Source organism: Dietzia sp. IBK-p2-16D, assembly GCF_057773085.1.
In genome coordinates, this window is record NZ_JBYMTL010000001.1 from 817,918 (window position 1) to 841,020 (window position 23,103).

19 protein-coding genes are annotated in these 23,103 nt (G+C 71.4%); 10 read left to right on the forward strand and 9 right to left on the reverse strand.

From position 1 onward, the window contains the following. Nucleotides 1–3: 3 nt before the first annotated feature. The gene (locus tag AC3DE3_RS03780) at nt 4–1,257 is read right to left on the reverse strand and encodes an alpha/beta hydrolase (RefSeq protein ID WP_488369006.1); all 1,254 of its coding nucleotides are present in this window, start codon (nt 1,255–1,257) and stop codon (nt 4–6) included. A gap of 56 nt (nt 1,258–1,313) precedes the next feature. On the opposite strand from AC3DE3_RS03780, the gene AC3DE3_RS03785 reads away from it, so the two are divergent. After that, nucleotides 1,314–2,015: a hypothetical protein gene (locus tag AC3DE3_RS03785; protein WP_488369007.1), complete on the forward strand. Its 702-nt coding sequence runs from the start codon at nt 1,314–1,316 to the stop codon at nt 2,013–2,015. Nucleotides 2,016–2,101: 86 nt separating this feature from the next. Here AC3DE3_RS03785 and AC3DE3_RS03790 read toward each other — a convergent pair whose 3' ends face one another. The 4 genes from AC3DE3_RS03790 to AC3DE3_RS03805 all read right to left on the reverse strand — a co-directional run bounded on the left by AC3DE3_RS03790 (nt 2,102) and on the right by AC3DE3_RS03805 (nt 7,465). Next, nucleotides 2,102–3,943 carry an ABC transporter ATP-binding protein gene (locus AC3DE3_RS03790; protein WP_488369008.1) on the reverse strand — a complete coding sequence of 614 codons (1,842 nt, stop codon included), beginning with the start codon at nt 3,941–3,943 and terminating at the stop codon, nt 2,102–2,104. Further along, complete coding sequence (locus AC3DE3_RS03795; RefSeq protein WP_488369009.1) at nt 3,940–5,727, reverse strand: ABC transporter ATP-binding protein; 1,788 nt, start codon at nt 5,725–5,727, stop codon at nt 3,940–3,942. The genes AC3DE3_RS03790 and AC3DE3_RS03795 overlap by 4 nt, the downstream gene beginning before the upstream one ends. Nucleotides 5,728–6,029: 302 nt before the next feature. After that, the gene (locus AC3DE3_RS03800) at nt 6,030–6,779 is read right to left on the reverse strand and encodes a lytic transglycosylase domain-containing protein (RefSeq protein ID WP_488369010.1); all 750 of its coding nucleotides are present in this window, start codon (nt 6,777–6,779) and stop codon (nt 6,030–6,032) included. Nucleotides 6,780–6,871: 92 nt separating this feature from the next. After that, nucleotides 6,872–7,465 (reverse strand): TetR/AcrR family transcriptional regulator, encoded by a 594-nt coding sequence (locus tag AC3DE3_RS03805; protein WP_488369011.1) that lies wholly within the window; start codon nt 7,463–7,465, stop codon nt 6,872–6,874. A 45-nt stretch (nt 7,466–7,510) separates the two neighbouring features. Here AC3DE3_RS03805 and AC3DE3_RS03810 point away from each other — a divergent pair, with 45 nt between their 5' ends. The 9 genes from AC3DE3_RS03810 to AC3DE3_RS03850 all read left to right on the forward strand — a co-directional run bounded on the left by AC3DE3_RS03810 (nt 7,511) and on the right by AC3DE3_RS03850 (nt 15,961). Then, nucleotides 7,511–8,740, forward strand: coding sequence for an oxygenase MpaB family protein (locus tag AC3DE3_RS03810; protein WP_488369012.1), 1,230 nt, complete (start codon nt 7,511–7,513; stop codon nt 8,738–8,740). A gap of 205 nt (nt 8,741–8,945) precedes the next feature. After that, the gene (gene cmtR, locus AC3DE3_RS03815) at nt 8,946–9,287 is read left to right on the forward strand and encodes a Cd(II)/Pb(II)-sensing metalloregulatory transcriptional regulator CmtR (protein WP_488369013.1); all 342 of its coding nucleotides are present in this window, start codon (nt 8,946–8,948) and stop codon (nt 9,285–9,287) included. Next, entirely contained in the window at nt 9,284–11,287 is a 2,004-nt protein-coding gene (locus AC3DE3_RS03820; protein WP_488369108.1) for a heavy metal translocating P-type ATPase, read from the forward strand. The genes cmtR and AC3DE3_RS03820 overlap by 4 nt, the downstream gene beginning before the upstream one ends. A gap of 99 nt (nt 11,288–11,386) precedes the next feature. Beyond that, complete coding sequence (locus AC3DE3_RS03825; protein WP_488369014.1) at nt 11,387–12,061, forward strand: hypothetical protein; 675 nt, start codon at nt 11,387–11,389, stop codon at nt 12,059–12,061. Beyond that, entirely contained in the window at nt 12,058–12,498 is a 441-nt protein-coding gene (locus tag AC3DE3_RS03830; protein WP_488369015.1) for a hypothetical protein, read from the forward strand. The genes AC3DE3_RS03825 and AC3DE3_RS03830 overlap by 4 nt, the downstream gene beginning before the upstream one ends. A 36-nt stretch (nt 12,499–12,534) precedes the next feature. Then, nucleotides 12,535–13,197 carry a DUF305 domain-containing protein gene (locus AC3DE3_RS03835; protein ID WP_488369016.1) on the forward strand — a complete coding sequence of 221 codons (663 nt, stop codon included), beginning with the start codon at nt 12,535–12,537 and terminating at the stop codon, nt 13,195–13,197. Between the two features lie 44 nt (nt 13,198–13,241). After that, a complete protein-coding gene (locus AC3DE3_RS03840) occupies nt 13,242–13,889 on the forward strand; it encodes a CueP family metal-binding protein (RefSeq protein WP_488369017.1) in 648 nt (215 codons plus the stop codon). Nucleotides 13,890–13,979: 90 nt separating this feature from the next. Continuing rightward, a complete protein-coding gene (locus AC3DE3_RS03845; RefSeq protein ID WP_488369018.1) occupies nt 13,980–14,600 on the forward strand; it encodes a GNAT family N-acetyltransferase in 621 nt (206 codons plus the stop codon). Nucleotides 14,601–14,614: 14 nt separating this feature from the next. Beyond that, nucleotides 14,615–15,961, forward strand: a complete 1,347-nt coding sequence (locus AC3DE3_RS03850) for an alpha-hydroxy-acid oxidizing protein (RefSeq protein ID WP_488369019.1) — start codon at nt 14,615–14,617, stop codon at nt 15,959–15,961. Nucleotides 15,962–16,037: 76 nt separating this feature from the next. Here the strand turns inward: AC3DE3_RS03850 and AC3DE3_RS03855 are convergent, their stop codons facing one another. From AC3DE3_RS03855 to mfd, 4 genes are all read right to left on the reverse strand, one after another. Then, nucleotides 16,038–16,169 (reverse strand): putative transporter small subunit, encoded by a 132-nt coding sequence (locus AC3DE3_RS03855; protein ID WP_260488209.1) that lies wholly within the window; start codon nt 16,167–16,169, stop codon nt 16,038–16,040. Nucleotides 16,170–16,189: 20 nt separating this feature from the next. Then, nucleotides 16,190–17,872, reverse strand: a complete 1,683-nt coding sequence (locus tag AC3DE3_RS03860) for a sodium:solute symporter family protein (protein ID WP_488369020.1) — start codon at nt 17,870–17,872, stop codon at nt 16,190–16,192. Between the two features lie 464 nt (nt 17,873–18,336). After that, nucleotides 18,337–19,296 (reverse strand): MazG nucleotide pyrophosphohydrolase domain-containing protein, encoded by a 960-nt coding sequence (locus tag AC3DE3_RS03865; protein WP_488369021.1) that lies wholly within the window; start codon nt 19,294–19,296, stop codon nt 18,337–18,339. Further along, on the reverse strand, nt 19,293–22,985 hold the full coding sequence (gene mfd, locus AC3DE3_RS03870) for a transcription-repair coupling factor (protein WP_488369022.1): 3,693 nt from the start codon (nt 22,983–22,985) through the stop codon (nt 19,293–19,295). The genes AC3DE3_RS03865 and mfd overlap by 4 nt, the downstream gene beginning before the upstream one ends. Between the last annotated feature and the right edge of the window lie 118 nt (nt 22,986–23,103).

Genomic DNA, 23,103 nt, shown 5'->3' on the forward strand with positions numbered 1-23,103 from the left:
CGCCTACTGCGACAGGGGCCGCACCCGGTCGAGCATCACGTCGACGAAGACATCCTTGTTCGCCGCGCTGCCGAGCCCGTGCGCACCCTCGAGCCAGATCAGTTCCTTCTCCGGCGCCTCGAGCACGTCGACGTACTCCTCCACCAGGCTCGGCATCGCGTTGACGTCGTGGCGGCCGACGAAGAAGAACACCGGCACCTCGAGCACCGGGGCCTGTTCGACGAAGTCCAGGTTTTCCAGCTGCGGATAGACGGCGTTGAACGAGTTGATCAGACCGCGGGTGTGGTTGATCGTGTCGACGTAGCCGTACTCGGGCACGAGGAACCCGAGCAGCGGCACGACCAGCGTGTAGCGGGGAACCCCCATGATCTCGTTGAGCACGTCGAGGAAGTCCACGTACGGCCACACCACCGCGTCGCCGCGGTACGGCGGAGGCCCGTTCTCGCGGAGCTTCTCCGCTCGCCCGGTCTCCCCCTGCTCCTCCAGGTGCGCCAGCGCCAGCTCGTATCCCATCCGGTCGTTCTCGCCTGTGTTGACCATCTGACCGCTGCTGATGAACGCGTGGAAGAGCTCGGGATGCTCCTGCACCAGCCAGATGCCGATGATGCTCGACCACGAGACCCCGTAGAGGTAGATTTTGTCCTGCCCGAACCGCTCGCGGAGGTGGTTGGTGAGGGCGGTGGCGTCATCCACGAACCGCTCCCGGTTGAGCTCGTCAAACGGCACGGCACCGTACGACTTACCCGTCCCCGGCTCATCCCAGTTCACCACCGTGAAGTGCTCCTCCAGCGGCCGGAACTCGCTCGAGTTGAAGAACCCCCCGCCACCCGGCCCGCCCATCCCGAGGTTGAGCAGGACCGGATTGGACTCGTCATGGCCGCGGATGGTGATCCACTGCTCGCTGCCGCCCAGCTCCACCTTCTCCATCGACGCGATGCTGCCGGGCACCGGATCGCCGTCCGGCCCGGTGATCGGCGGCGTCACCGCGAGCGTCTGCGAGGCGACGACCGCCCCGATCGCGGCGAGCGCCACCACCGCCACCGCGGCCGGCCTGACCCATCGCCGTCGGCGCCCGACGACAAGCCAGACCAGCGCGGCCACGCCGAGCCCGAGCAGAGGAAGCCACGCCCAGATCGGGACCGAGGTGGTGAGGGGCAACAGCAGGACGGGGAGGAAGACGACGACGGCGACGACCACAGCGGCCGCGGTGACCCACGCGTGGGCCCGGCCTTTCGGTTCCCGCGTGCGACTGGTCACGATGACTCCTCCGCCTACACTTCAAGAGTACGAGTCCGACAGAGTGGATGCCCGCGATGACGCCGATCGACGATGCCGCAGTCCGCGCGGACGTCCGGCAATGGCGTGGTCTCGTCCGGACTGGCGCGTGGGCGGCGTTGGCCAGCGTGGGGCTCATCGCGGTGCAGATCGTCGTCTACCTCCTCTGGCCCCCCCCGGACACCGTCGAGGGCTTCTTCCGCGTGCTGGTCGACAATCCGGTCGCGGGGTTGCTCATGCTGGACCTGCTCTACCCGGTGAGCAATCTGCTGACCCTCCTGCTCTACGCCGCTCTGGCGGTCGTGCTGTGGCGGGACAGCCGGTCCGCGGTCGTGATCGCGCTGGGGCTGGGCGGGATCGGGATGGCGGCCTACATGTCCTCTCCCCGCCCGATCGAGATGCTCCACCTGGCCCGCGCCTACGCGGAGGCCGGCCCCGCCGGTGAGGCGGCGCTGCTGGCGACCGGGGAGGGCATGCTCGCCACGTGGACGGGCACCGCCTTCGACGTCTACTACGTCCTCAACTTCGCCGCCCTGCTCATCTTCGGCATCCTCATCTACCGCAGCACCGTGTTCAGTCGCGCCACCGCGGTGTGGGGTCTCGCGGCCGCGGTCCTCATGGCGGTGCCGTCGAACGTCGGGACGGTCGGGCTCGCCTTCGCCCTCGCCTCGCTGCTGCCCTGGTCGGTGTTCGCCGTCCTCACCGCCCGGCGGCTCCTCGCGCTGTGCCGCGGGCTCTGAGGACGCCGACCGGTTCGAACGATCGCCCTCGTCGTCGTCGTTGTCGTCGTTGTCGTTGTCGCTGACGCCACCGACGCACGCCTACGTCACGCGCCCCCGAACCACGCCCGGCTGAGCTCGGCGTACCGCCCGTCCGCCCGGAGCAGCTCGTCGTGCGTGCCGGATTCGACGACCCGGCCGTGGTCCATCACCAGGATCCTGTCGGCGGCCGCCGCCTGGCTCAGCCGGTGCGCCACCACCAGACCGGCCCGGTCGCGGAGCACCGCTGCGGCGGCCGCGTCGAGGCGGCGGGCGCCGGCGGACCCGGCCTCGGCCGTGGCCTCGTCGAGGATCACCACGTCCGGGTCGGCCAGCTCGACGCGGGCCAGGGCGATCATCTGGCTCTGCATGGGGTCGAGCGCATGTCCGCCTTCACCGATGAGGGTGTCGATACCGTCGGGCAGGTCGTCGACCCAGTCCGCGCCGACGGTCTCCAGCGCGGCGCGCACCTCGGCGAGGCCGGCCTCGGGCCGGGGCGCGCGGACGTTCTCGACCACGGTGGTCGCGAAGGTGTGCACTTCTTGCGAGACCATCGTGACGCGGCGCCGCAGCGCGACCGGGTCCACGTCGGTCAGCGGGACACCGCCCAGTCGCGCGCTCCCCCGCGTCGGAACCACCGAGCCGGCGGCGACCAGCGCGAGCGTGCTCTTGCCGGCGCCCGTGGATCCGACCACCGCGACCACCTCGCCCGGCGCGACCGTGAGGTCCACGTCGATCAGAGCGGGAGCGCCCTCTCCATAGGTGTGCGTGATGCCGGTGAGCTCGAGCGGGCCGGCCCCGGCGGCGGTGGAGTGCAGCGCGGCGGTGCGCTCGGGCACGGGCATGGTGATGACTCCGACCATCCGCACCAGCGAGGCCCCGGCGGACTGGACCTGATCGACCATGCCGACCAGCGCACCGATCGGGTTGAACAGCCGATGGAACAGCAACGCGGCGGTCGTCACGGCACCGGCGGTGATGGCGCCGGAGTCCACGAGGAAGAACCCCACGACCAGCAGCAGCCCGAGGACGGTGACCTCGGCGCGGTTGTTGCGGCTGAAGGCGCGGGTGACGAAGTGGAACACCTGGATGGACAGGTCCCGGGCGCGGGCGGACGCGGCGGTGATCCGCTCCAGCTCGGAGTCCTGGGCGTCGTAGGCGTGCAGGGTCCGGGACCCGGAGATCCCGCCGAGGAGACGGCTGGCCCGGGTGCCGAAGGCGGCGCGCTCGGCGGCATAGATGGGGCCGGACCGGGGCAGGTACCAGCGCAGGGTCGTCCAGTACATCGGCAGCGCGAGCAGCCCCACCAGCCCGAGCCGCCAGTCGACCGTGGCCAGCCCCACCCCGGACACGATCACCGTGAACGCCGACTGCACGACGAGCGGGATCACGGCGGTCGCGGCCTGGCTGATCTCGCGGGCGTCTTCGGCGACGCGGGAGACGAGGTCACCGGTCTCGGTCGTCTCCATCTGCGCCGCGCCCAGGCGCAGGGAGCGGTCCATCACCATCTCGCGCAGGCGTGCGACGGTCGGTTCGGTGAGCCGGGCGAGCCACGCCTGGCCGGCCCAGGTGCAACCGGCGCCCACGACGCCGGCCACGGCGATCGCGCCCGCGCCGATCCACACCGCTGTGTAGTCCTCGCTGCCGGGCAGGTCATCGACGAGCCGGCCGATCACCCACGGCGCGACGAGGCCCGCCACGGATACGATCAGCCCGGCCAGGCACACCAGCGCCAGGTATCCCCGCCGCTGCCGGAGCAGCGGCCACAGGACAGCCAGGGACTCGCGGCCCGTCGCCAGCGGCAACGCGCCGGAGGACCCCGCCGCGCCCGAGCCGTCCGGGCCGTCCGCGGCGGTGGCGGTGGCGGTGGTCGTCATCTCGCGGGTCGTCCCCGTCTCGGTGGTGCTCATCGGTCGACCGCCGTCCGGTAGGAGGCCGACGCCTCGCGCAGCTCGAGGTGGGTGCCCGTGCGTGTCTCGCCGCTGCGGGGCAGGTGGACGACCCGGTCGGCGGTCGCGAGGAACGGCGGCGACGACGTGACGATCAGCGTGGCCTGCCGCGGCCGACTCGTCCGCAGTCGGCGGACGGCCTGGGCGATCTCCCACTCGGTGACGGCGTCGACGGCACTGGTCGGTTCGTGGAGAACGAGGACGTCCGGGTCGACGTGGAGGGCTCGGGCGAGCGCGATCCGCTGCCGCTGACCGCCGGAGAGGTTCCGCCCGCCCTCCTGCACCGCGTGGTCGAGCCCGTCGGGCAGGTGCTCGATGATTTCCGCGACGGCCGAGGCGCGCAGGACCTCATGGGAGATCGGGGTGGCGGCCTCGCCACCGGCGCCGGACTCACCGAGCTCGTCGTCGTCGTGCCCGGGGCCACCGTGCTTCATCGCGATGTTGGAACGGATGGTGCCGACGAACAGGTCCACGCGGTGCGGCGCGGCGACGAGATGCTCGGCGATGGCGGGTGCCAGGTGACTGCGTCGGTGCCCGCCCACCAGGACGGCGTCGGCCCCGTCGCCGTGCCCGGCGATCGCCAGGGTGACAGCGTTCGCGGCGGCGGGCTGATCGGCCACGAGTGCGACGACCTCCCCCTCGGCCACCTCCAGGTCGAGCGGGCGACCGTCGGGCAGTGCCAGCCCGCGCACCTCCAACCGCGCCCCGGAGGGGACCGCGTCGCCGGAGTCGTCGACCGGCGCCGACCCCAGCAGGTCGACGAGCCGCTGCGCCGCGCCGTGGGACCGGGCGGAGATCGACACCATCTGGGTGATCATCCGGACCGGCTCCTCAAAGAAGACGGCCACGCCCACCACGGAGACGAGCGTGCCGATCTCCATCTCCCCCGCCAGGACGCGGTAGCCGGCGGCCATCAGTACCAGCGCCAGGACCACGGCCATGCCGAGCGAACCGATCCCCTGGACCCGCCCCGTCCGCTCGGCGGTGACGATCCCCGCCGCGGCCGCCTCCTCGGACGCCGTGCGGTACTGCTCAGCGGCCCAGCGCTCCCCGCCGCCGGCCTTGAGCACGCGCAGGCCCGCCATGATGTCGGTCGCGCGGCTGCTCGCCCGCCCGATCGCGGCCTGCTGGGCGGTGCTGTGCCGGGAGATGGCGCGGCTGGGCATGGCCACCAACACCAGGCTGAGCGGGACGCCGATGAGCACGATGAGCCCGACCAGCCAGTCGGTCCACAGCAGGTAGACCGAGATCCCCACGATGCTGATCACCGCCGACCCGCCCAGCGCGATCTGCCGGAAGACGAGCGCGGCCACGTCGGCGTCGGCCGAGCACACCGAGAGCACGTCACCGGAGCTCGCACCGTCCATCGCGCGCCGCCGGGTCAGCGGCACCCGCGTCACCTCGACCCGCAGATCGTGCGCCTCCTCCTGCAGGGCCCGGTTGCTCATCCGGGCGCCGAACCGGTAGCCGAGGCTGAGCACGGTGAACAGCGCTATGAGCCCGACCACAGACCACAGCAGGGCCCACCGGTCGAGCGGGATGATCGCGACGTCGACGATCACGCCGATCGCGATGGGCACCAGCGCCTCGCACAGCTGCCACAGGGTCATGAGCACCAGGCCGGGGACCACCAGGTGCCGGCGGCGCCGGACCGCGCGGAGCAGGAGCCCGTTGGCGGTGGTGGGCGCAGCTGCTTCGGCCGGGACGGCCGCGGACCGCCGGCGCGTCGACGTCGGTGCTGACATGGGTGTGGGGCTCCCGCCGTTGGTGATCTACTGCAAACTCGGCCGACTCAGCAGCGTAGTTCGCGGCGCTGCCGGAGTGGCGTTCACGATGCCCCGGAGGACCGCGGGCCCCGCGCGCCCACGGTCCGCGTCACCGGAATCCCCGCGCGACATCGAATCCTCGCCGATCTGATCGCGATCCACCGAGCGGGTTCGGTAGGTGGATCGCACGCAGATCAGCGGATCCGCGGCCCAGGCCCGGCCACGGCACACGTCGTGATTCCGCCGCCCGCAGGCCACGTCGCGCGGACGGCGGCACCCGCCTACGGCGCCGTGGTCCCCACCGAGTAGGCGGCCGCCGCGTCGCGCACATCCATGACGTACTCGCGCGACGCGTTGTAGGCCAGCACGGCCCGCTGCCAGTTCTCGGCCTGCGAGAGGTCTCCCCCGTTGGTGCACAGCAGGCGCGCGGCGGACACGGCGGCGTCGTCGATCTGGTTCGGATCGGCGCGCCCGTCTCCGTTGGCGTCGACGCCGTACTTGCGCCACGATTCGGGGATGAACTGCATCGGCCCGACGGCCCGGTCGTTCTCGGTGTCGCCGTCCAGCTCGCCGCCGTCGGTGTCGGGGATGTCGGCGAAGCCGGGCGAGCCGTCGAGTTTGATGCCGATGATCGGCGGGAGCGCGTAGCCGTCGTCACTCAATGACGCCCCGCGGTACCGGCCGTGCCGCGTCTCCACGTGCCCGATCCCGGCGAGCGTCGTCCACGCGAGGTTGCACTCGGGCCGGGTCTGCCGCATGGTCTCGGCGGCGTTGCCGTAGGCAGCGAGTGCGGCGACGGGGATGTTCATCGGCTCGTTGATGCCGGACGCCCACTCGCGCAGCTGGTCGGAGGTGCGACCGGGCGCGTTGATGTCGATCGTCGGTACCGGGGCACCGGCGGCGGGCGGAATGCCCGGGGGGATGGGCGTCGGCGCCTCGCGGGTGGGCCCGTAGGAACACGACGACGACAACACGGCAACGGCGACCAGGCCCGCGAGACTCGCGGTGGCGCGGGGGGTCAGGGTGGGCATCGCGCTCAAGTCTGCCCGAGCGGGGCCCGGCAGCGCGTCGGGGTATCCCCCGATTCCCGGCGGGCCGGGGTCGGCCGAGCCCGGCGCCGGGGTCAGCCGCGCCCGCCGAAGCCCCCGGCCAGCGCGGTGAGTTCGTCGAGCAGCGCCTCCCGGCTGATGGCCGGCCGGTCCAGGACCCATCGCACGGCGATGTTCTCCACCGCCATGACGATCACCCAGGCCCGCGCCGCAGGATCACCGTCCGTGGCGCCGGCGGCGGCGAGGTAGACCGCGAGCAGTTCGCGGACCCGCTGCTCGAGGGCGTGCTGGGCCGCCCGGTGCCGCACCGCGGGCAACTCCTCCCACATGATGCGCAACAGCCCGGCGTCGGCCTCGAGCGCGGTGAGCAGGGCGTCGGCGATCGACCGGGCCGTCGCCGGGTTGTTCACGTCGACCGGACCCGTCGCGGACAGCGACGCCGCGACCCGGTCCGAGATCTCCGCCGACCAGCGGTCCATCACCACCGCGACGAGCGCGGACTTGTCCGGGAAGTACTGGTACAGCGAGCCGGGGCTGACCTCCGCCTCGTCGGCGACGCGGTTGGTGGTGAACGACTCGTAGCCGTCGCGCACGAGCACAACGCGAGCAGCCTCCACTATCCGCTCCACCATCGCGCGGGATCTGGCCTGCTTGGGCACCCTTCTCATGAACGCGAATTGTATGCGAGTAAATACTCGCGTCATAGTCATGTCATGACCGTTGCGCCCGAAAAGACCACATCCGTGATGCCGTACCCGCAGCGCTTCCGCGAGGGCGAGGAACGTGGCCGTCGCCTCGGTCGCGCCCTCAAGCCCATCGCCGGCGTGGGCCACCTCGACGAGAAGCTCATGGACAGGATCGGTCGCGACTACTTCGAGCGCGACGATCTGGGCGATCAGCTCGCCCGCGCCATGCGGCTGCGGTCCGGCGAGCCCGGCGCGGTGACCCGCCGCCAGCTCGACGAGGCGCTGCATTCCGGCTCGGCCGGCCTGCCCGACGACGCGCCTCAGATCCTGCGGGACTACATCGCGCACCTCGAGAACACCCCGGAGTGGGTCGACTGGGAAAAGATCGAGCGGGGACAGAAGGCCTACCTGCGCTTCGGCCAGAACGCCGCCGACATCCTGCTGCAGCTGTCCCTCATCGGCGGCTACCGGTTCGGGGGACCCACCGACCTGCTGGTGGCGACCGGCGGCCTGACCGGCGAGACCACGCTGCGCCGGCTGGCCGAGACCAGCCACTGGACCATGTCCCTGTCCATCCCGGACGGGCTGCGGCCGGGCGGCGAGGCGTGGCGACTGACCGGTCACGTGCGGGCCATGCACGCGGTGGTCAACAACGCCATGGAGCCGCGCTGGGACAATCAGCGGTGGGGCCTGCCCATCAACCAGAGCGACCTGGCCTCGACCCTCGGCCTGTTCGATGCCGTGGTCCTGCTCGGCGTGCGCACCCTGGGCGTGCCGGTGAGCCGCAAGGACTCGGACGCGGTGATGCACATGTGGCGTTACGTCGGCTGGCTGATGGGCGTGGCCGACCACTACCTGGTCGAGGGCGAGCGCGAACGTCACCGCGTCAACTACCACATTCTGCTGTCGCAGGCCGGCATCTCCGAGGCCGGACCGAAGCTCACGCAGGCCCTGGTGGAGTCCCAACGACGCCGCCACCGCAGCGGGCCGCTGCCCCGCCTGCGGGCCCGGATCGGCCACGAGCGGCTGCTGAGCATGCTCACCGTCCTGCTCGGCCGCGAGTCGATGCACGAGTTCGGCCTACCGGTCCGCCCGCCGTGGGCGCACGCCTACCTCGTCCCGCTCAACACCCTGCGCTACCGCACGCCGTGGGGCCGGGCCCGGCTCGAGTCGTGGGGCGAGAAGGTCCGCGCCCGGGAGCGCAAGGAGACCTTCGGCGACTCCCGGCCCGACATCGGCCGTCCCGCCACCGCCTGACGCCGCCACCGCCTGACGCCGCCGCCGCCTGACGCCGCCGCCGCCGTCGCCTGACGCCCCCAACTCGCCGAAAAGAGGATTTCGCGCGTATCGCACGAGAGACGGGTGCGTGAATTCCTCTCCTCGGCGGGCTATGGCGGTGTGGAAGTCTGACGACCGCCTGGTGACTCAACGTCAGTTCAGCGTGGGCTGTACTGTTCAGCGCATGCTGACGCGTGCCACCCGCCTCGACGTGATGCATCGGCTCGGCCGGGCGATGGCCGACCCCACCCGGTCGCGGATCCTGCTGTGCCTGCTCGAGGGGCCCCGGTACCCGGCCGACCTCGCCCGCGACCTCGAACTCACCCGGCCCAACGTCTCCAACCACCTTGGATGCCTGCGGGACTGCGGGATCGCCGTGGCGGTGCCCGAGGGACGGCAGATGCGCTACGAGATCGCCGACCCGCACCTCGAGGCCGCACTCACCGCGCTGCTCGACATCACACTCGCCGTGGACCGCGACGCCGAGTGCCCGGTCTCCGACTGCCCCACGTGCGCGGCGTCATGACCTCCGCGTGCGGCTGCGAGGCTCCCCCACCCGGCGAGCCCGAGGAGCAGGACCGGCCGTGGTGGCGGGACCCGGCGGTCCTCATCCCGGCCGCGTCCGGCCTCGCCTTCATCGCAGGTCTGGCCGCAGAGTGGTGGGGGGCGGAGTGGTCGGGGGCCGGACCGGCCGGCCAGGCCCTGTTCTGGATAGGTCTGCTCCTCGGTGGCTCGACGTTCGCCCCGGGCGCGATCCGCGGGCTGCTCACCAGCGGCCGGCTCGGCATCGGGCTGCTCATGACCATCAGCGCGGTGGGCGCCGTCATCCTCGGCTACATCGAGGAGGCCGCAGCGCTGGCGTTCCTCTACTCCATCGCCGAGGCGCTCGAGGACAAGGCGATGGACCGCGCCCGCTCCGGCCTACGCTCCCTGCTGACGCTGGTCCCGGACACCGCCACCGTCCGCAGGGGCGCCGACACCATCGAGATCCCCACCGCCGAACTCCGTGTCGACGAGACGCTCGTCGTGGCCCCGGGCGAGCGCATCGCCACCGACGGGATCGTGGCCCGCGGCCGCAGCAGCGTCGACGCCTCCGCGGTCACGGGCGAGTCGATCCCCGTCGAGGTCGCGCCCGGCGACCGCGTCCTCGCCGGTTCGATCAACACCTCCGGCCTCCTCGATCTCACCACCACCGCCCCGGGCACAGACAACACGCTCACCACGATCGTCGACCTGGTCGAGCGCGCCCAGACCGAGAAGGGTGACCGGGCCCGCCTCGCCGACCGGATCGCCCGCCCGCTGATCCCCGGGGTGCTCGTTCTGGCACTGCTCGTCGCGGGCCTCGGCTCGCTGCTCGGCGACCCGGAGCTGTGGATCACCCGGGCCCTGATCGTCCTCGTCGCCGCCTCGCCCTGCGCCCTGGCGATCTCGGTGCCGGTCACCGTCGTCTCCGCGATCGGTGCGGCCAGCCGGTTCGGTGTCGTCGTGAAGTCCGGGGCGGCGTTCGAGCGGCTCGGCACCATCCGCCACCTCGCGATGGACAAGACCGGGACCCTCACCCGCAACGACCCCTCGGTCGTGCGTGTCCTCACCGCCCCCGGCTCGGGCGAGACCGAGGTGCTCTCGCTGGCCGCGGCCGTCGAGCGCCACAGCACCCACCCGCTGGCCGCCGCCATCACCTCCGCCGCCCTGGCCGGAACGGCCCGGCGGGACCCGGCCGACCCGCCGGTCACCGGGCCGCGAATCGCGGACGCCGAGCACGTCGAGGAGTCCGCCGGGCACGGGATCTGCGGCACCGTTGACGGCCACCTTGTCACCGTGGGATCACCGCGCCGGCTCGCCACCGGGGAGCTCACCGAGCAGATCACGGCCCTCGAGCACGAGGGCATGACCGTGGTGGTGGTCCACCGCGACGGCCGCCCGATCGGCGCCATCGGCATCCGCGACGAGTTGCGGCCCGAGGCCCTCGTCGTCGTCGCCACCCTGGCCGACCACCGCATCGGCGTGAGCATGCTGACCGGAGACAACCCGCGCACCGCGGCCGCTCTCGGCGCGCAGGCCGGCATCGGCGACATCCGCGCCGACCTCTCGCCCGCGGGCAAGGCCGACGCGGTCGCCGGACTGGCCCGGTCCCGGCCCACGGCGATGATCGGCGACGGCATCAACGACGCCCCGGCGCTCGCGACCGCAGACGTCGGGATCGCCATGGGCGCGGCCGGATCCGACGCCGCCATCGAGTCCGCCGACGTGGCCTTCACCGGCACCGACCTGCGGCTCCTGCCCCGCGCACTCGCACACGCCCGGCGGGGCCGCCGGATTATCAACCAGAACATCGTCCTCTCTCTGGTCCTCATCACGGCCCTGGTCCCGCTGGCCGTCACCGGCGTCCTCGGTCTCGCCGCGGTGGTGCTCATCCACGAGGTCGCCGAGGTCGTCGTGATCCTCAACGGGCTGCGGGCGGCGCGCACGCCCCCCGCCACCCGCGGTGGCGGGGGCAGGGGCAGGGGCAGGGACGCCGGCACGTGAGGCCTCTCCGCCTCAATCAGACAAATGAGGCAATAACGGCTCATTTGTAAGTTTGAGGTGTTTTGACCTTATGTCCGCGCGGTGTGGCACGATCGCCCTATGTACGTGGTGACCATCGACCAGCGCCGCAGCCGCACCAGCGCCGACCGGGTACCCGCCCTGCTCGACGCCCTGGCGGACGTCCCGACCGCGGCCGCGTTCGAGCGCACGGCCGGCGACGAGGTCCAGGGCCTGCTCGAGGATCCGGCCGCGGTACGGTCCGCGCTGCTCGTCGCACTGCGCGAGGGTGACTGGCACTGCGGCGTCGGGGCGGGAGAGGTCGACGACGAGTCCTACTCCTCCGGGACCAGGGCCGGTCGCGGGGACGCCTATCTCGCGGCCCGCGTCGCGGTCGATGCCGCGAAGGGCCTCCCCGGCTCGGTGGCGATACGGGTGACGGGCGACCCCGGATCACGTGACGACGGCACCTCGGCGACGGCGTGGGCCGCCGACTGCGAGGCGGTGTGGGCCCTCGTCGCGCCGCTCGTGCTCGGCCGCACCGAGGCGCAGTGGCGGGTGGTGGACGCCGTCGACCGCTCCCCCACCCAGGTCGCGGCCGCCGAGGAACTGGGCATCACCCCCGCCTCGGTCACCGGGGCGCTGCGGCTGTCGCGGATCCGGGAGGAGCGCGCCGCCTATCCGGTGCTCGATCGCCTGCTCGTGGGCACACACGACGCCACCGTCGGCGGAGTCGGCAGCCCTGCGAGAAGCCAGCGCGGAAAGGCCGACCGATGAGCACCTGGCCCGACTGGATCCTCGTCGCGATCGTGGTGACGCTGAGCCTGATCGCCTCCGCGGCGCTCGGTTCGCCGATCGCGTCGCTCGTCCTGCGCTCCGCGCGGGTGCCCCAACCCCCGACCGTCGAGGTGAGTGGTGACTCGCGCCGGCCCGTGGTGCGCCGACGCGACGATCCCGCCCCGGCTGTCCGCGAGGTGCTGCGCGGCGGGATGTGGATCGGGATCCTCGAACGCGTCGGCCTCACCGCCGCCATCCTCGCCGGCCGCTTCGAGCTCGCCGCGGTGGTGGTGGCGATCAAGGCGCTCGGTCGCTATCCCGAGATCCGGGAGAATCCCGCGGTCAGCGAGCGATTCATCATCGGCACGCTCGCCTCACTGCTCGTCGCCGCCGCGTGCGGGGCACTCGGTCTCGCGATTCTGCATACCCTGGGCTGAGCACGGTACCGATCCCCGAGGAGAGGACACCCAGCCATGACCCGCACGAGAATTCTGATCTCCTCCGCCGTGGCCACCTCCGCGCTGGTCCTGACCGCCTGCGCCGACAGCGGTGACGACCCGGCGACCGCACCCACCAGCTCCGCCGGTGCAGGCGCAGAGTCCGGGACAGGCGCGGAGTCCGGGGAATCCACCGCCGCCGACGTGATGTTCTCCCGGATGATGATCCCGCACCACGAGCAGGCGATCGAGATGAGCGACATCATCCTGGCCAAGCCCGACATCCCCGATGACGTCACCGCCCTCGCCGAGAAGATCAAGGCCGAGCAGGGCCCGGAGATCGAGCAGATGGAGGCGTGGCTGGACGAGTGGGATCAGCCGACCGGACCGCGGGACGGCCACGGTGGTCACGGTGGCGGCAGCCAGGGCGACGGCGGCATGAACATGGGTGAGGACATGTCGATGATGGGCGGCATGCTCTCCGCCGACGAGCTCCAACAGTTGTCCGATGCCGAGGGCACCGACGCCGTACGACTGTTCCTCGAGCAGATGATCGCCCACCACGAGGGAGCCATAGACATGGCCCGGGGCGAGGTGGCGGACGGCGGGTATCAGCCGACCATCGACCTGGCCCGGTCGATCATCGACACCCAGCAGCGGGAGATCGCCACCATGCGTGACATGCTCTCCGCGATGTGAGACCTCACCGTCACCGCGAGACCGGACAAGGAGCCCACCCGGCAATGCCCCCCACCACTTTCCCGCGGCGCCGCGCCCTGGCCGCAGCCCTCACCGCGAGCTGCCTCACCCTCGCCGCCTGCGGCTCCACGCAGTCGAACCCGGGAGAACCGGGCCGGACGGCGGCGGGCCAGACCGCGGCGGGCCAGACCGAGGCGGGCCAGACCGTGACGGCCGAGGTCCTCGACCAGTACGGCCTGGCCGAGATGGATGCCCGCGGGGTGATCGAACACCTCGACACGATGCCCGTCGCCGAGCGCCCCACCACGCTCGTCGCCTCGGTCCAGCCGACCGAACTCGTCCTCACCGACAACGCCGGCGGCTCCATCGCGACCCTGCCGATGCCGGACGACGAGTTCTACCTGTCCGTCGCGCCGTACCGGGACCAGACCCATGACTGCCTCTTCCACAGCCTGACCACCTGTCTCGGTGAGATGGGCGGCGAGACCGTCGACATCACAGTGACCGACGACGCGGGACAGTCGATCCTCGAGGAGACGCGCACGGTCTACGACAACGGCTTCGTCGGACTGTGGCTCCCCCGCGATCTCACCGGCACCCTCACCATCGAGCACGACGGCGCGACCTCGGAAGTGCCGATCTCCACCGGTGACGACGACCTCACCTGTCTGACCACCGCGCACCTGACCTAGATTCCGCCCCGCACCAGCTCCCAGCACCAGCTCCCAGCACCAGCTCCCACTCCCGCTTCCCGCCCCAGCGACAGCCCCAGGAGACCGCCCATGGTCACAGTCCGTACGGCCACGCGCGCCGATGCCCCCTCGATCGCCCGCATCCTCACCGAGGCCTTCCGCGACGACCCCGCGTGGTCGGTCACGCTGCCCAAGGACGAGACCCGGGCCGCCAAACTGACCGCGTACTACCTCCGCCGCGTGCGGCGACACCCCCAGTGGATCGACGTCGCGATGGACGACGGACGCCTCGTCGGCGCGATCATGTGGGCGCCCCCGGCCGACACCGGTGCCCTCGCCACCGCCGCGCGCGGAATCTCCGGCGCTGTGCGCTGGACCCTGGGTCGGCTGCCCCTCGGACGCGGCGCCCGCCACACCCACCAGATCGAGGCCTACCGGCCCACCGCGCCGCACTGGTACATCCGCGATATCGGCACCGGACCCGAGGCCCGCGGTAAGGGAGTCGGATCTGCACTGCTCGAGCACCGCCTGCGGGTCGTCGACCAGTCGCCGACCCCGCTCGCGTTCCTCGAGTCCACCACCCCGGCGAGCCGTCGGCTCTACGAGCGTTTCGGATTCGAGGCGGTGGGCTCCGTGCCGACCCTGCCCGGCCAGTCCTCGACCGCCATGGTGCGCGGGCCGCGCGAACCGTCCGCCGAACCCCGGGCGTAAGTACGCTCGCCGGTATGACGGCAGACTTCGTGACCCCCCTCACAGGCGACCCCGCCCCGGCCAATCCGGGCCGAGCGCGACAGAACGTCATCTACCGATCCGGCGTCTCCGGCATCACACCCGCGGTGCCCACCAGCGCAGAGAAGCTGGAAGCCGCAGCCCGCCGCGCCCTCCTGCGCCGACCGGGAGGGAGAAAGGCCTGGGCCTACGTCTACGGCGGTGCCGGTTCCGGTCAGACCATGGCCGCCAACCGCGACGCCTTCGACCGGCGGCAACTCGTTCCCCGCATGCTCCGCGCCACCTCCCGGCGCGACATCTCCACCACCGTGCTCGGCCAGAAGCTCCCCGCCCCCGTCCTGGTCGCCCCCATCGGTGCAGCCGGGATGATCCGCCGGGACGCCGACCTGCTTGTCGGACGGGCCGCCGCCCAGCGGGGACTGCCGTACATCTTCTCCTCGCAGGGCTCCTCGCCCATGGAGGCCACGGCCGCGGCGATGCAGGACAGTCCCCGCTGGTTCCAGCTGTACTGGAGCAGCGACGAGCAGCTGGTCGACAGCTTCATCGCCCGGGCCGAGGGCATCGACGCCGGCGCCCTGGTCGTCACACTCGACACCACCACCCTCGGGTGGCGGCCGTGGGACCTCGACCTCGGATCGCTGCCCTTCACCCGCGGGGTGGGGATCGCGCAGTACACCTCCGATCCGCGTTTCCGGCAGCTTGTCGCCGAGCGGGTGGAGCGCGAGGCCGCGGCGGGCGCGGACGCCGACGCGGTCAAGGTCACCCCGCAGGCGGCGCTGACGCTTCTCGAGATGGCGCGCAACCACCCGGGATCGTGGCGCGAGAATCTCCGCGCCCCCGAGACCAGAGCCGCCGTCCAGACATTCCTCGACACGTTCTCCAACCCGGCGCTGAGCTGGGACCACCTGGCCACCCTGCGGGACCGGACGCGACTGCCGATCGTCCTCAAGGGCGTCCTGCACCCCGATGACGCGCGGCAGGCGTTCGACGCCGGGGTCGACGCGGTCATGGTCTCCAACCACGGAGGTCGGCAGGTCGACGGATCGATCGGCACCCTCGACGCACTCGTGGCGATCCGCGAGGCCGTCGGCCCGGACCCGACCCTGCTGCTCGACTCCGGCATCCGCAACGGCACCGACGTCGTCAAGGCCATGGCCTGCGGGGCGGACGCCGTGACGATCGGCCGGCCCCACATCTACGGCCTGGCCATCGCCGGTGAACGCGGCGTCGGCGAGGTGCTGGACAACCTGCTCGCCGAGATCGACCTCACGATGTCGCTCAGCGGGGCGAGCTCCTGGGAGGAGGTCGACAGCTCGCTCCTCGCCCAGCCGCACCGGATATGAGATGAACCCCCGGTCGGCGACTGCCGACCGGGGGCTCACCCCGCGCGCGAACCCCTCGGGACTGCGCGTGAGCGGACTAGATGATCGCCTCGCCGTCGCGCCTGGACTCCGCGACCTCCTTGACGAAGCCACGCACGAGCACGGCCAGGACGCCGGCCACGATCACCGGCCATATGAGCACATAGATGGTGAGAAGAATCGGTGTCATGAGTATCTGACCTGCCTTTCCTAGACCCGAACCAGGTCGTCGTCGTCGTTGTCGTCGTCATCGCGTCGGCGCCGATCACTCCCGGCGGCGACCACGGCGGCGTCACCCTCGGCCTCGGCCTCGAGTTCCTCCGCGACCTCCTCCGTGTCGTAGTCGGCGGTGTCGCGGGCGATGGTGGCGAAGTCGAACTCCATCGAGCTACGGAACGACATCCCCACACAGACGAGCGTGCTCACCGCGTACGCCACGAGCGAGGCCGTCAGGGTGTCGTAGTCGCGCAGGAAGCCGAAGATGAACGGCGCACTGACCAGCGCGGCGATCGCCGCGACCACCACCGCCGGACGCAGCCCGATGAAGCCGAACACCATCAGGCCCAGCACCACGCCCACACCGATCACGGCCAGCGCCTCGATCGCGACGGGCAGGAGACCCGTGTCCGGGACGAGCCCGAACCGGGTCGGGATGAACACGGCCAGCGCCACGAGGACCGACACCGTGAAGGCGGAGTTGGTGACCTTCTTCCAGTAGAAACTCGCGATCACCGGGAACACGAGCGCACCCCACAGGGCACCGACGAACACCAGCAGATCCAGGATGTTGAACCGGATGTTCGCGAAGATCAACGCCGCCACGGTCGCCAGGATCATGGTGACGCGGCCGATGATGAGCATCGTGCGCGGGTTGGGGATCCTGCCCCGGCCACGCAGGCTCTGGCCGTACATGTCGGTCATCGCGATCGAGGACATGGCCGCCAGATCCGAGTCCGCCGTCGAGGACAGCGAGCCGATGATCATGATGAAGAAGACGGCGACGAGCACGCCCGGCAGGTACTCGGCGGCGACCTGCGGGAGCAGGTTGTTCGGGTCGCCGTCGGAGGGATCGATGCCCGCGTACAGCGCCAGCACACCCACCATGCCGATACCGATGATCGTGGCGCCGTAGCCGATGGTCGCCGTGATGAACGTCGGCTTGATGAGGTCCTCACGCACCGCGAACAGTCGCTGCGCGATGGTCTGGTTACCGATGGCGTAGGCCAGCACGGCCGCGATGTACGGGGCGCCCTGGTTGAGGAACGCATCGGAGGAGAAGAACGACTGCTGCTGCGGCGTGAGGTTCTGGGCGCCGGACTCGAACAACTCGATGCCGCCGAGGAAGAAGAACATCGCCGGCACGATGATGATCACCGCGCCGAGCATCGCCAGCACCTGGCCGAAGTCCGTCAGCACCGAGGCACGGAAACCCGACCACAGGGTGTAGAGCAGGACGCCGCCGGCGATCACGATCACGCCCTGGATGAAGCTGAACGGGCTGAGCATGGAGATCAGCGCGCCGCCGGCGATGAAGTTCGACGTCAGCGAGATGACGGAGCCGAGGATGTTGGATCCGGCCAGCATGAGCTGGGAGGACCGGCCGTGGCGGGCGAACATGACCTCCGCGAGGGTGTGCGCCTGGGGCGCGACCTTCCGGATGCGTCGCCCGAAGGGGTAGATGAACAGGATCATCAGGGCACCCCAGAGCCCGTAGTGGATCGGCCCCGAGATGCCGTAGAGGTAGCCCGAGTTGACCGAGGCGTACATGGATGACGCCCAGATCCACGTGGCGGTCATCGATGCCGCCGACATGCCGAACCCGATCTTGTGACCGGCGGTCATGAAGTCGTCGGCGTTCTCGTCCTTCTGCGCGATCCGCATGGAACCGAACATGGTTCCGCCGTAGAACAACAGTAGAAGTAGCACGACAGCGGTCGCGCTCAATGCGGTGGTTTCAAGCAACCTTTCTGCCCCTTTCCCTCTTCTTTTGTCAGACCAACGTTCCCACCATAGAGAAGTCTGGGCGGAAACTGAGAATCCTCCTGGGGAGGGCGGTTGTCGGAGAGCTCCAAAGACGGCAACCGATGTGCCGAGATCTCGCCCGGATTTCTGGGGTGCCGATGGAGGGAAGCGCCAAATCCCGTCCCGCACTCAGGCTGCGTTGTAGAAATCTCCAGGCCACCCGCGCACACCCAACAATTCTCACCGAAGTGCAACAAATACCGCCTCTGGGCAGGCGAGATACCCGGTCGGGAAACTCCGGTACACGGCCTCGGCTCGTCGGCGCACCGGGACGCAGAGACGCGTCAACTTAAGGAAGAGGTCACCGATGGGGCAGGAGGAGCTGAGCGCCCGGCCTAGCTGACGTCGTGCCCGGACTCGGCGGTGTCGTGAACGGCCTGGGCGGAGTGGGCCGAACGCCATGCCTCGCGCCAGTCATCGGCGGTCGCGGCGTCCACGGGCCCCGATAGACGCGATTCGGCTGCACTGACGGCGCTCGCGAACCGCCGGACCACTTTCCGGTACTCGACCTCCGCGGAACCCGAATCGTCCGCGTCGTCCCCGCGAGCGCGGAACAACCCCGTGGGGTCCACGTGGACGACCCGCATCCCGGCGGGAACGAGATCGTCGGGGATCCCGGCCGAGCGGACACGCTCCAGCACCTTCTGCCCCAGCGCCAGGGCGGGCATGTCCCAGGAGATGCCCTCGACCACACCGCGCGGCGGGCGGCCTGCGCGCTCGGCGGCCTTGGCCTGCTGCCACAGACGGTCCTGCTCCGCCGCATTGAGGGACCCGGACCCGTTGCCGGGCGCACTGCCGGGCGCAGCCCCGGGCCCACGACCGGGCTCACTGCCGGGCTCGTCGGTGAACCAGTACGGAGCCCGGCGGCGGAGCTTGTCGAGCAGCGCCCCGGCCACGTCGTGCACGTCGAACGGCTCGGAGTCCCGCTCCGCCCCGATCGCCGCGTGGAACAGCACCTGCAGCAGCAGGTCGCCCAGCTCGGAGACCAGCTCGTCGCGGTCACCGTCGGCCACCGCGTCGACCAGCTCCCACGACTCCTCGAGCAGGTACGGCAGGAGGGAGGCGTGGGTCTGGGCGGACTCCCACTCGCCGTCGCGGCGGATGCGGGCCATCACCTCGACGGCCTCGGCCAGGCGATCGCCGGCGGCGCCCCCCCGAGCGCCCGACGCCGTCGAGAAGACAGTTTCGCGCGCATCTGCCGAGTGGCCTTGTGCGGAACCGTCTTCTCGATGGGGAAGGTGGGCGTCGCGGTGGGGGTCGGGGTGGGCGTCGCGGGCCGAAGCGCCGGAGCTCATCGCGCCGGCGCCGTCTCGGGCTGGATCACCGGGTTCGACCCCTCCGGATCCCCGGCCATCGCCGTGAGGAAGTCGGCGGCGTACTGCAGCATCTCGTCGTCGCGCGCCTTCTCCCCACCGGCACCCGCACGCGCGCCGGCGGCCTTGGGCAGCGGGAGCAGCACGGTCTTCTGCGTGGCCCGGTACTGGGCGGCGGGGTACATGCGCTTGAGCCGCATCTGCTGGGAGTCCAGCAGGTCGAGCGGGCCCACGCGCAGGCGGGACCCGGCGAGCACGATCTCGCGGACCCGGTACTTCTGCGCGACCAGCCGCAGCCGCGAGACGGACACCACGCGACGGGCCTCGACGGGCAGCGGTCCGTAGCGGTCGAGCAGTTCCTCGACCACGGCGTCGATGTCCGCGGCCTCCCGAGCCTGCGAGAGCTTGCGGTAGGCCTCCAGCCGCAGTCGGTCGCCGTCGACGTATTCGACCGGGATGTAGGCGTCCACTGGCAGCTCGATCCGGATCTCCCCGAGTTCCTCCTCGACCTCCACCGTCTCGCCGTCGGCCACCGCACGGTAGGCCTCCACGGCCTCGCCCACGAGACGGATGTAGAGGTCGAACCCGACGCCCGCGATGTGACCCGACTGCTCGGCACCCAACACGTTGCCGGCGCCACGCAGCTCGAGGTCCTTCATGGCCACGGCCATACCGGCACCGAGGTCATTGTTCTGGGCGATGGTAGCCAGTCGGTCGTAGGCGGTCTCGGTGAGCGGCTTCTCCGGGTCGTAGAGGAAGTAGGCGTACCCGCGCTCCCGGGACCGGCCGACGCGTCCGCGCAGCTGGTGCATCTGCGACAGACCCAGCTGGTCGGAGCGGTCCACGATGAGGGTGTTGGCGTTGGAGATGTCCAGGCCGGTCTCGACGATGGTCGTACACACCAGCACGTCGTAGTCGCGGTTCCAGAAGCCGCCGACGGTCTGCTCGAGTTGCTCCTCCCCCATCTGCCCGTGCGCCACCACGACGCGGGCCTCGGGCACCAGGTCGCGGATCCTCGCCGCCGTGGAGTCGATGGTCCGCACGCGGTTGTGGACGTAGAAGATCTGCCCCTCGCGCAGCAGCTCGCGCCGGATCGCGGCGGCGACGTGCTTGTCCGAGTACGCGCCCACGTACGTCAGCACGGGCAGCCGCTCTTCCGGCGGGGTGAGGATCTGGCTCATCTCGCGGATGCCGGCGAGCGACATCTCGAGCGTGCGCGGGATCGGGGTGGCGGACATGGTGAGCACGTCCACGTGCGTGCGCAGGGAGGTGATGTGCTCCTTGTGCTCGACGCCGAAGCGCTGCTCCTCGTCCACGATCACCAGGCCCAGGTTCTTCCACTGCACCCCGGTCGCGAGGAGCCGGTGCGTGCCGATCACCACGTCCACCGTGCCGTCGGCGAGGCCCTTGAGCGTCTGCTTGGCCTCGGCGTCGGAGGTGAAGCGGCTGAGTCCCTTGATGGTGACGGGGAAACCGGTCATGCGCTCGGTGAACGTGGCCAGGTGCTGCTGCGCGAGCAGCGTGGTCGGCACGAGCACCGCGACCTGGGTGCCGTCCTGCACCGCCTTGAACGCGGCGCGCACGGCGACCTCGGTCTTGCCGTAGCCGACGTCGCCCACCACCACGCGGTCCATGGGGGCGGTCTTCTCCATGTCGTGCTTGACGTCCTCGATCGCGGTGAGCTGGTCGACGGTCTCGGTGAAGGGGAACGCGTCCTCCATCTCGCGCTGCCACGGGGTGTCGGGGCCGAAGGCGCGCCCGGGCGCGGACTGCCTCTTGGCGTAGAGCTGCACCAGCTCGGTGGCGATCTCGCGGACCGCCTTGCGGGCCTTGCGCTTGGTGTTCTGCCAGTCGGCGCCGCCCATCTTGGACAGCGTCGGGGCCTCGCCGCCGACGTACCGGCTGAGCTGACCGAGCGACTCCATGGGCACGTAGAGCCGGTCCCCGGCCGCGCCGCGCTTGCCGGGCGCGTACTCGATGACCAGGTACTCGCGGCGTGAGGAGCCGTCGCCGCCGCGCACCTGGCGCTCGACCATCTCCACGAACTTGCCGATGCCGTGCTGGTCGTGCACCACCCAGTCGCCGGCCTTCAGCGCCAGCGGGTCGACCTGGTTGCGCCGCTTGGAGTGGCGCGCCTTGGGGCGGGTGGTGGAGCCGAGGCGGTTGCCGGTGAGGTCCGTTTCGGAGACGACGACGAGGTCGTCCGCCACCCCGGCGGCGACAGTGCCCCCGGCAGCGCCAGCGCCGGTGGAGAGCGAGAACCCGCCGTGCAGGACGGCCTCGTAGACCGACACCAGTCCGGCGGCGGGTTCGGATCCCGCCGTCGCGGCCGTGGCGGGGACCTCGGCCTCCGAGAGGCGTTCCAGGATCCGGGTGACGGTGCCGTGGCCGGGCACGACCATCGCGGCCCGTCCGCCGCCGCCGACCAGGGCCCGGAGCCGGACGAACATGGCCTCCATCTCCGAGTCCTTGCCACGAGGGGCGGGCGGGTCGCCGGCGGGGACGGTGACCACCAGTCCGTCCTCGGGGTCGGTGAGGAATCCGGGCGGGACCAGCTGCCACCAGGCGCGGCCCGCCTCGGTGGCCTCGGAGCGGACGGCGGAGAAGGTGCGGTAGCCCGACCCGGACAGGTCCAGCGTCTCGCTGTCCACGGGGGCGTCGCCGCCCATAGTGGCGGCGGTCCACGAGGCCTCGAGGAACTCCCGGCCGGCGGAGGCCAGGTCGGCGGCGCGGCGGCGGACCTTGTCCGGGTCGCACACCACCACGCGGGTGCCCGAGGGCATGAGCATCGGCAGGGTCGTCATGTCCTCCGGCACGAGCACCGAGGTCAGTGCCTCCATACCGTCGCGCGGGATGCCCTCGGCCAGTGAGTCCAGCAGCTCGGCGAGCGTCGGGTTGGCGCGGTGCTCGGCGGCCAGCTCCCCCGCCTTCGCCCGCACGGCGTCGTCGAGCAGCAGCTCGCGGCACGGGAACAACACCGCGGACTCGACCTCGCCGTCCGGGAGCGAGCGCTGGTCGGCCACGGAGAACTCGCGGATCTCGGCGATGGTGTCGCCGTCGAACTCGATCCGAAGCGGGTGGTCCGCGGTGGTCGGGAAGACGTCCACGATGCCGCCGCGCACCGCCACGTCGCCGCGCCGGGCCACCATGTCCTCGCGCAGGTACGCGAACTCGGCCAGGCGCGCCATGAGCTCGGTGGGGTCGACCTCGGCGCCCTTGGCCAGCCGCACCGGCTCCCGGCGGGCCGCCCCGGGCGAGATCGGCTGCACCACCGACCGCGCCGCCGCCACGACGATCCCCGGGGGCCGCCCGGACAACACCGAGTTCAGCACCTCGAGCCGGCGACCGATCGTGTCCGCCGCCGGCGAGAGACGCTCATGGGGCAAGGTCTCCCAGCTCGGGAACTGCGCGACCTCGTCGTCGTACAGCCCCGACAGCTCGTCGGCCAGCTCCTCACACTCACGCTCCGTGGCGGTCACCACCAACAAGGGGGTGCGCTGCGCCAACGCGGCGACGAGGAAGGGCCGCAGCGCCTCCGGGGCGCGCACCACCGCGGTGTCCCGGTCCAGACCGTCGCGCAGGTCGGCCAGCGCCGGGTTGGCCAGGACCGCACCCGCCAGACCGGACAGGGCGGCGGTCGTGGGAGTGGTGGCGGGGGCGGTGGTGGTCACGCGTGTGGATCCTCCGGGTAGGGGGTTCGTCGAGCCGGGGTGTGCGGAGCGCACGGGTGGTGGGACGCACACCTGAAGGGCCGCAGATCCTCCACTCTAACCGCGCACCCGCCCCGGT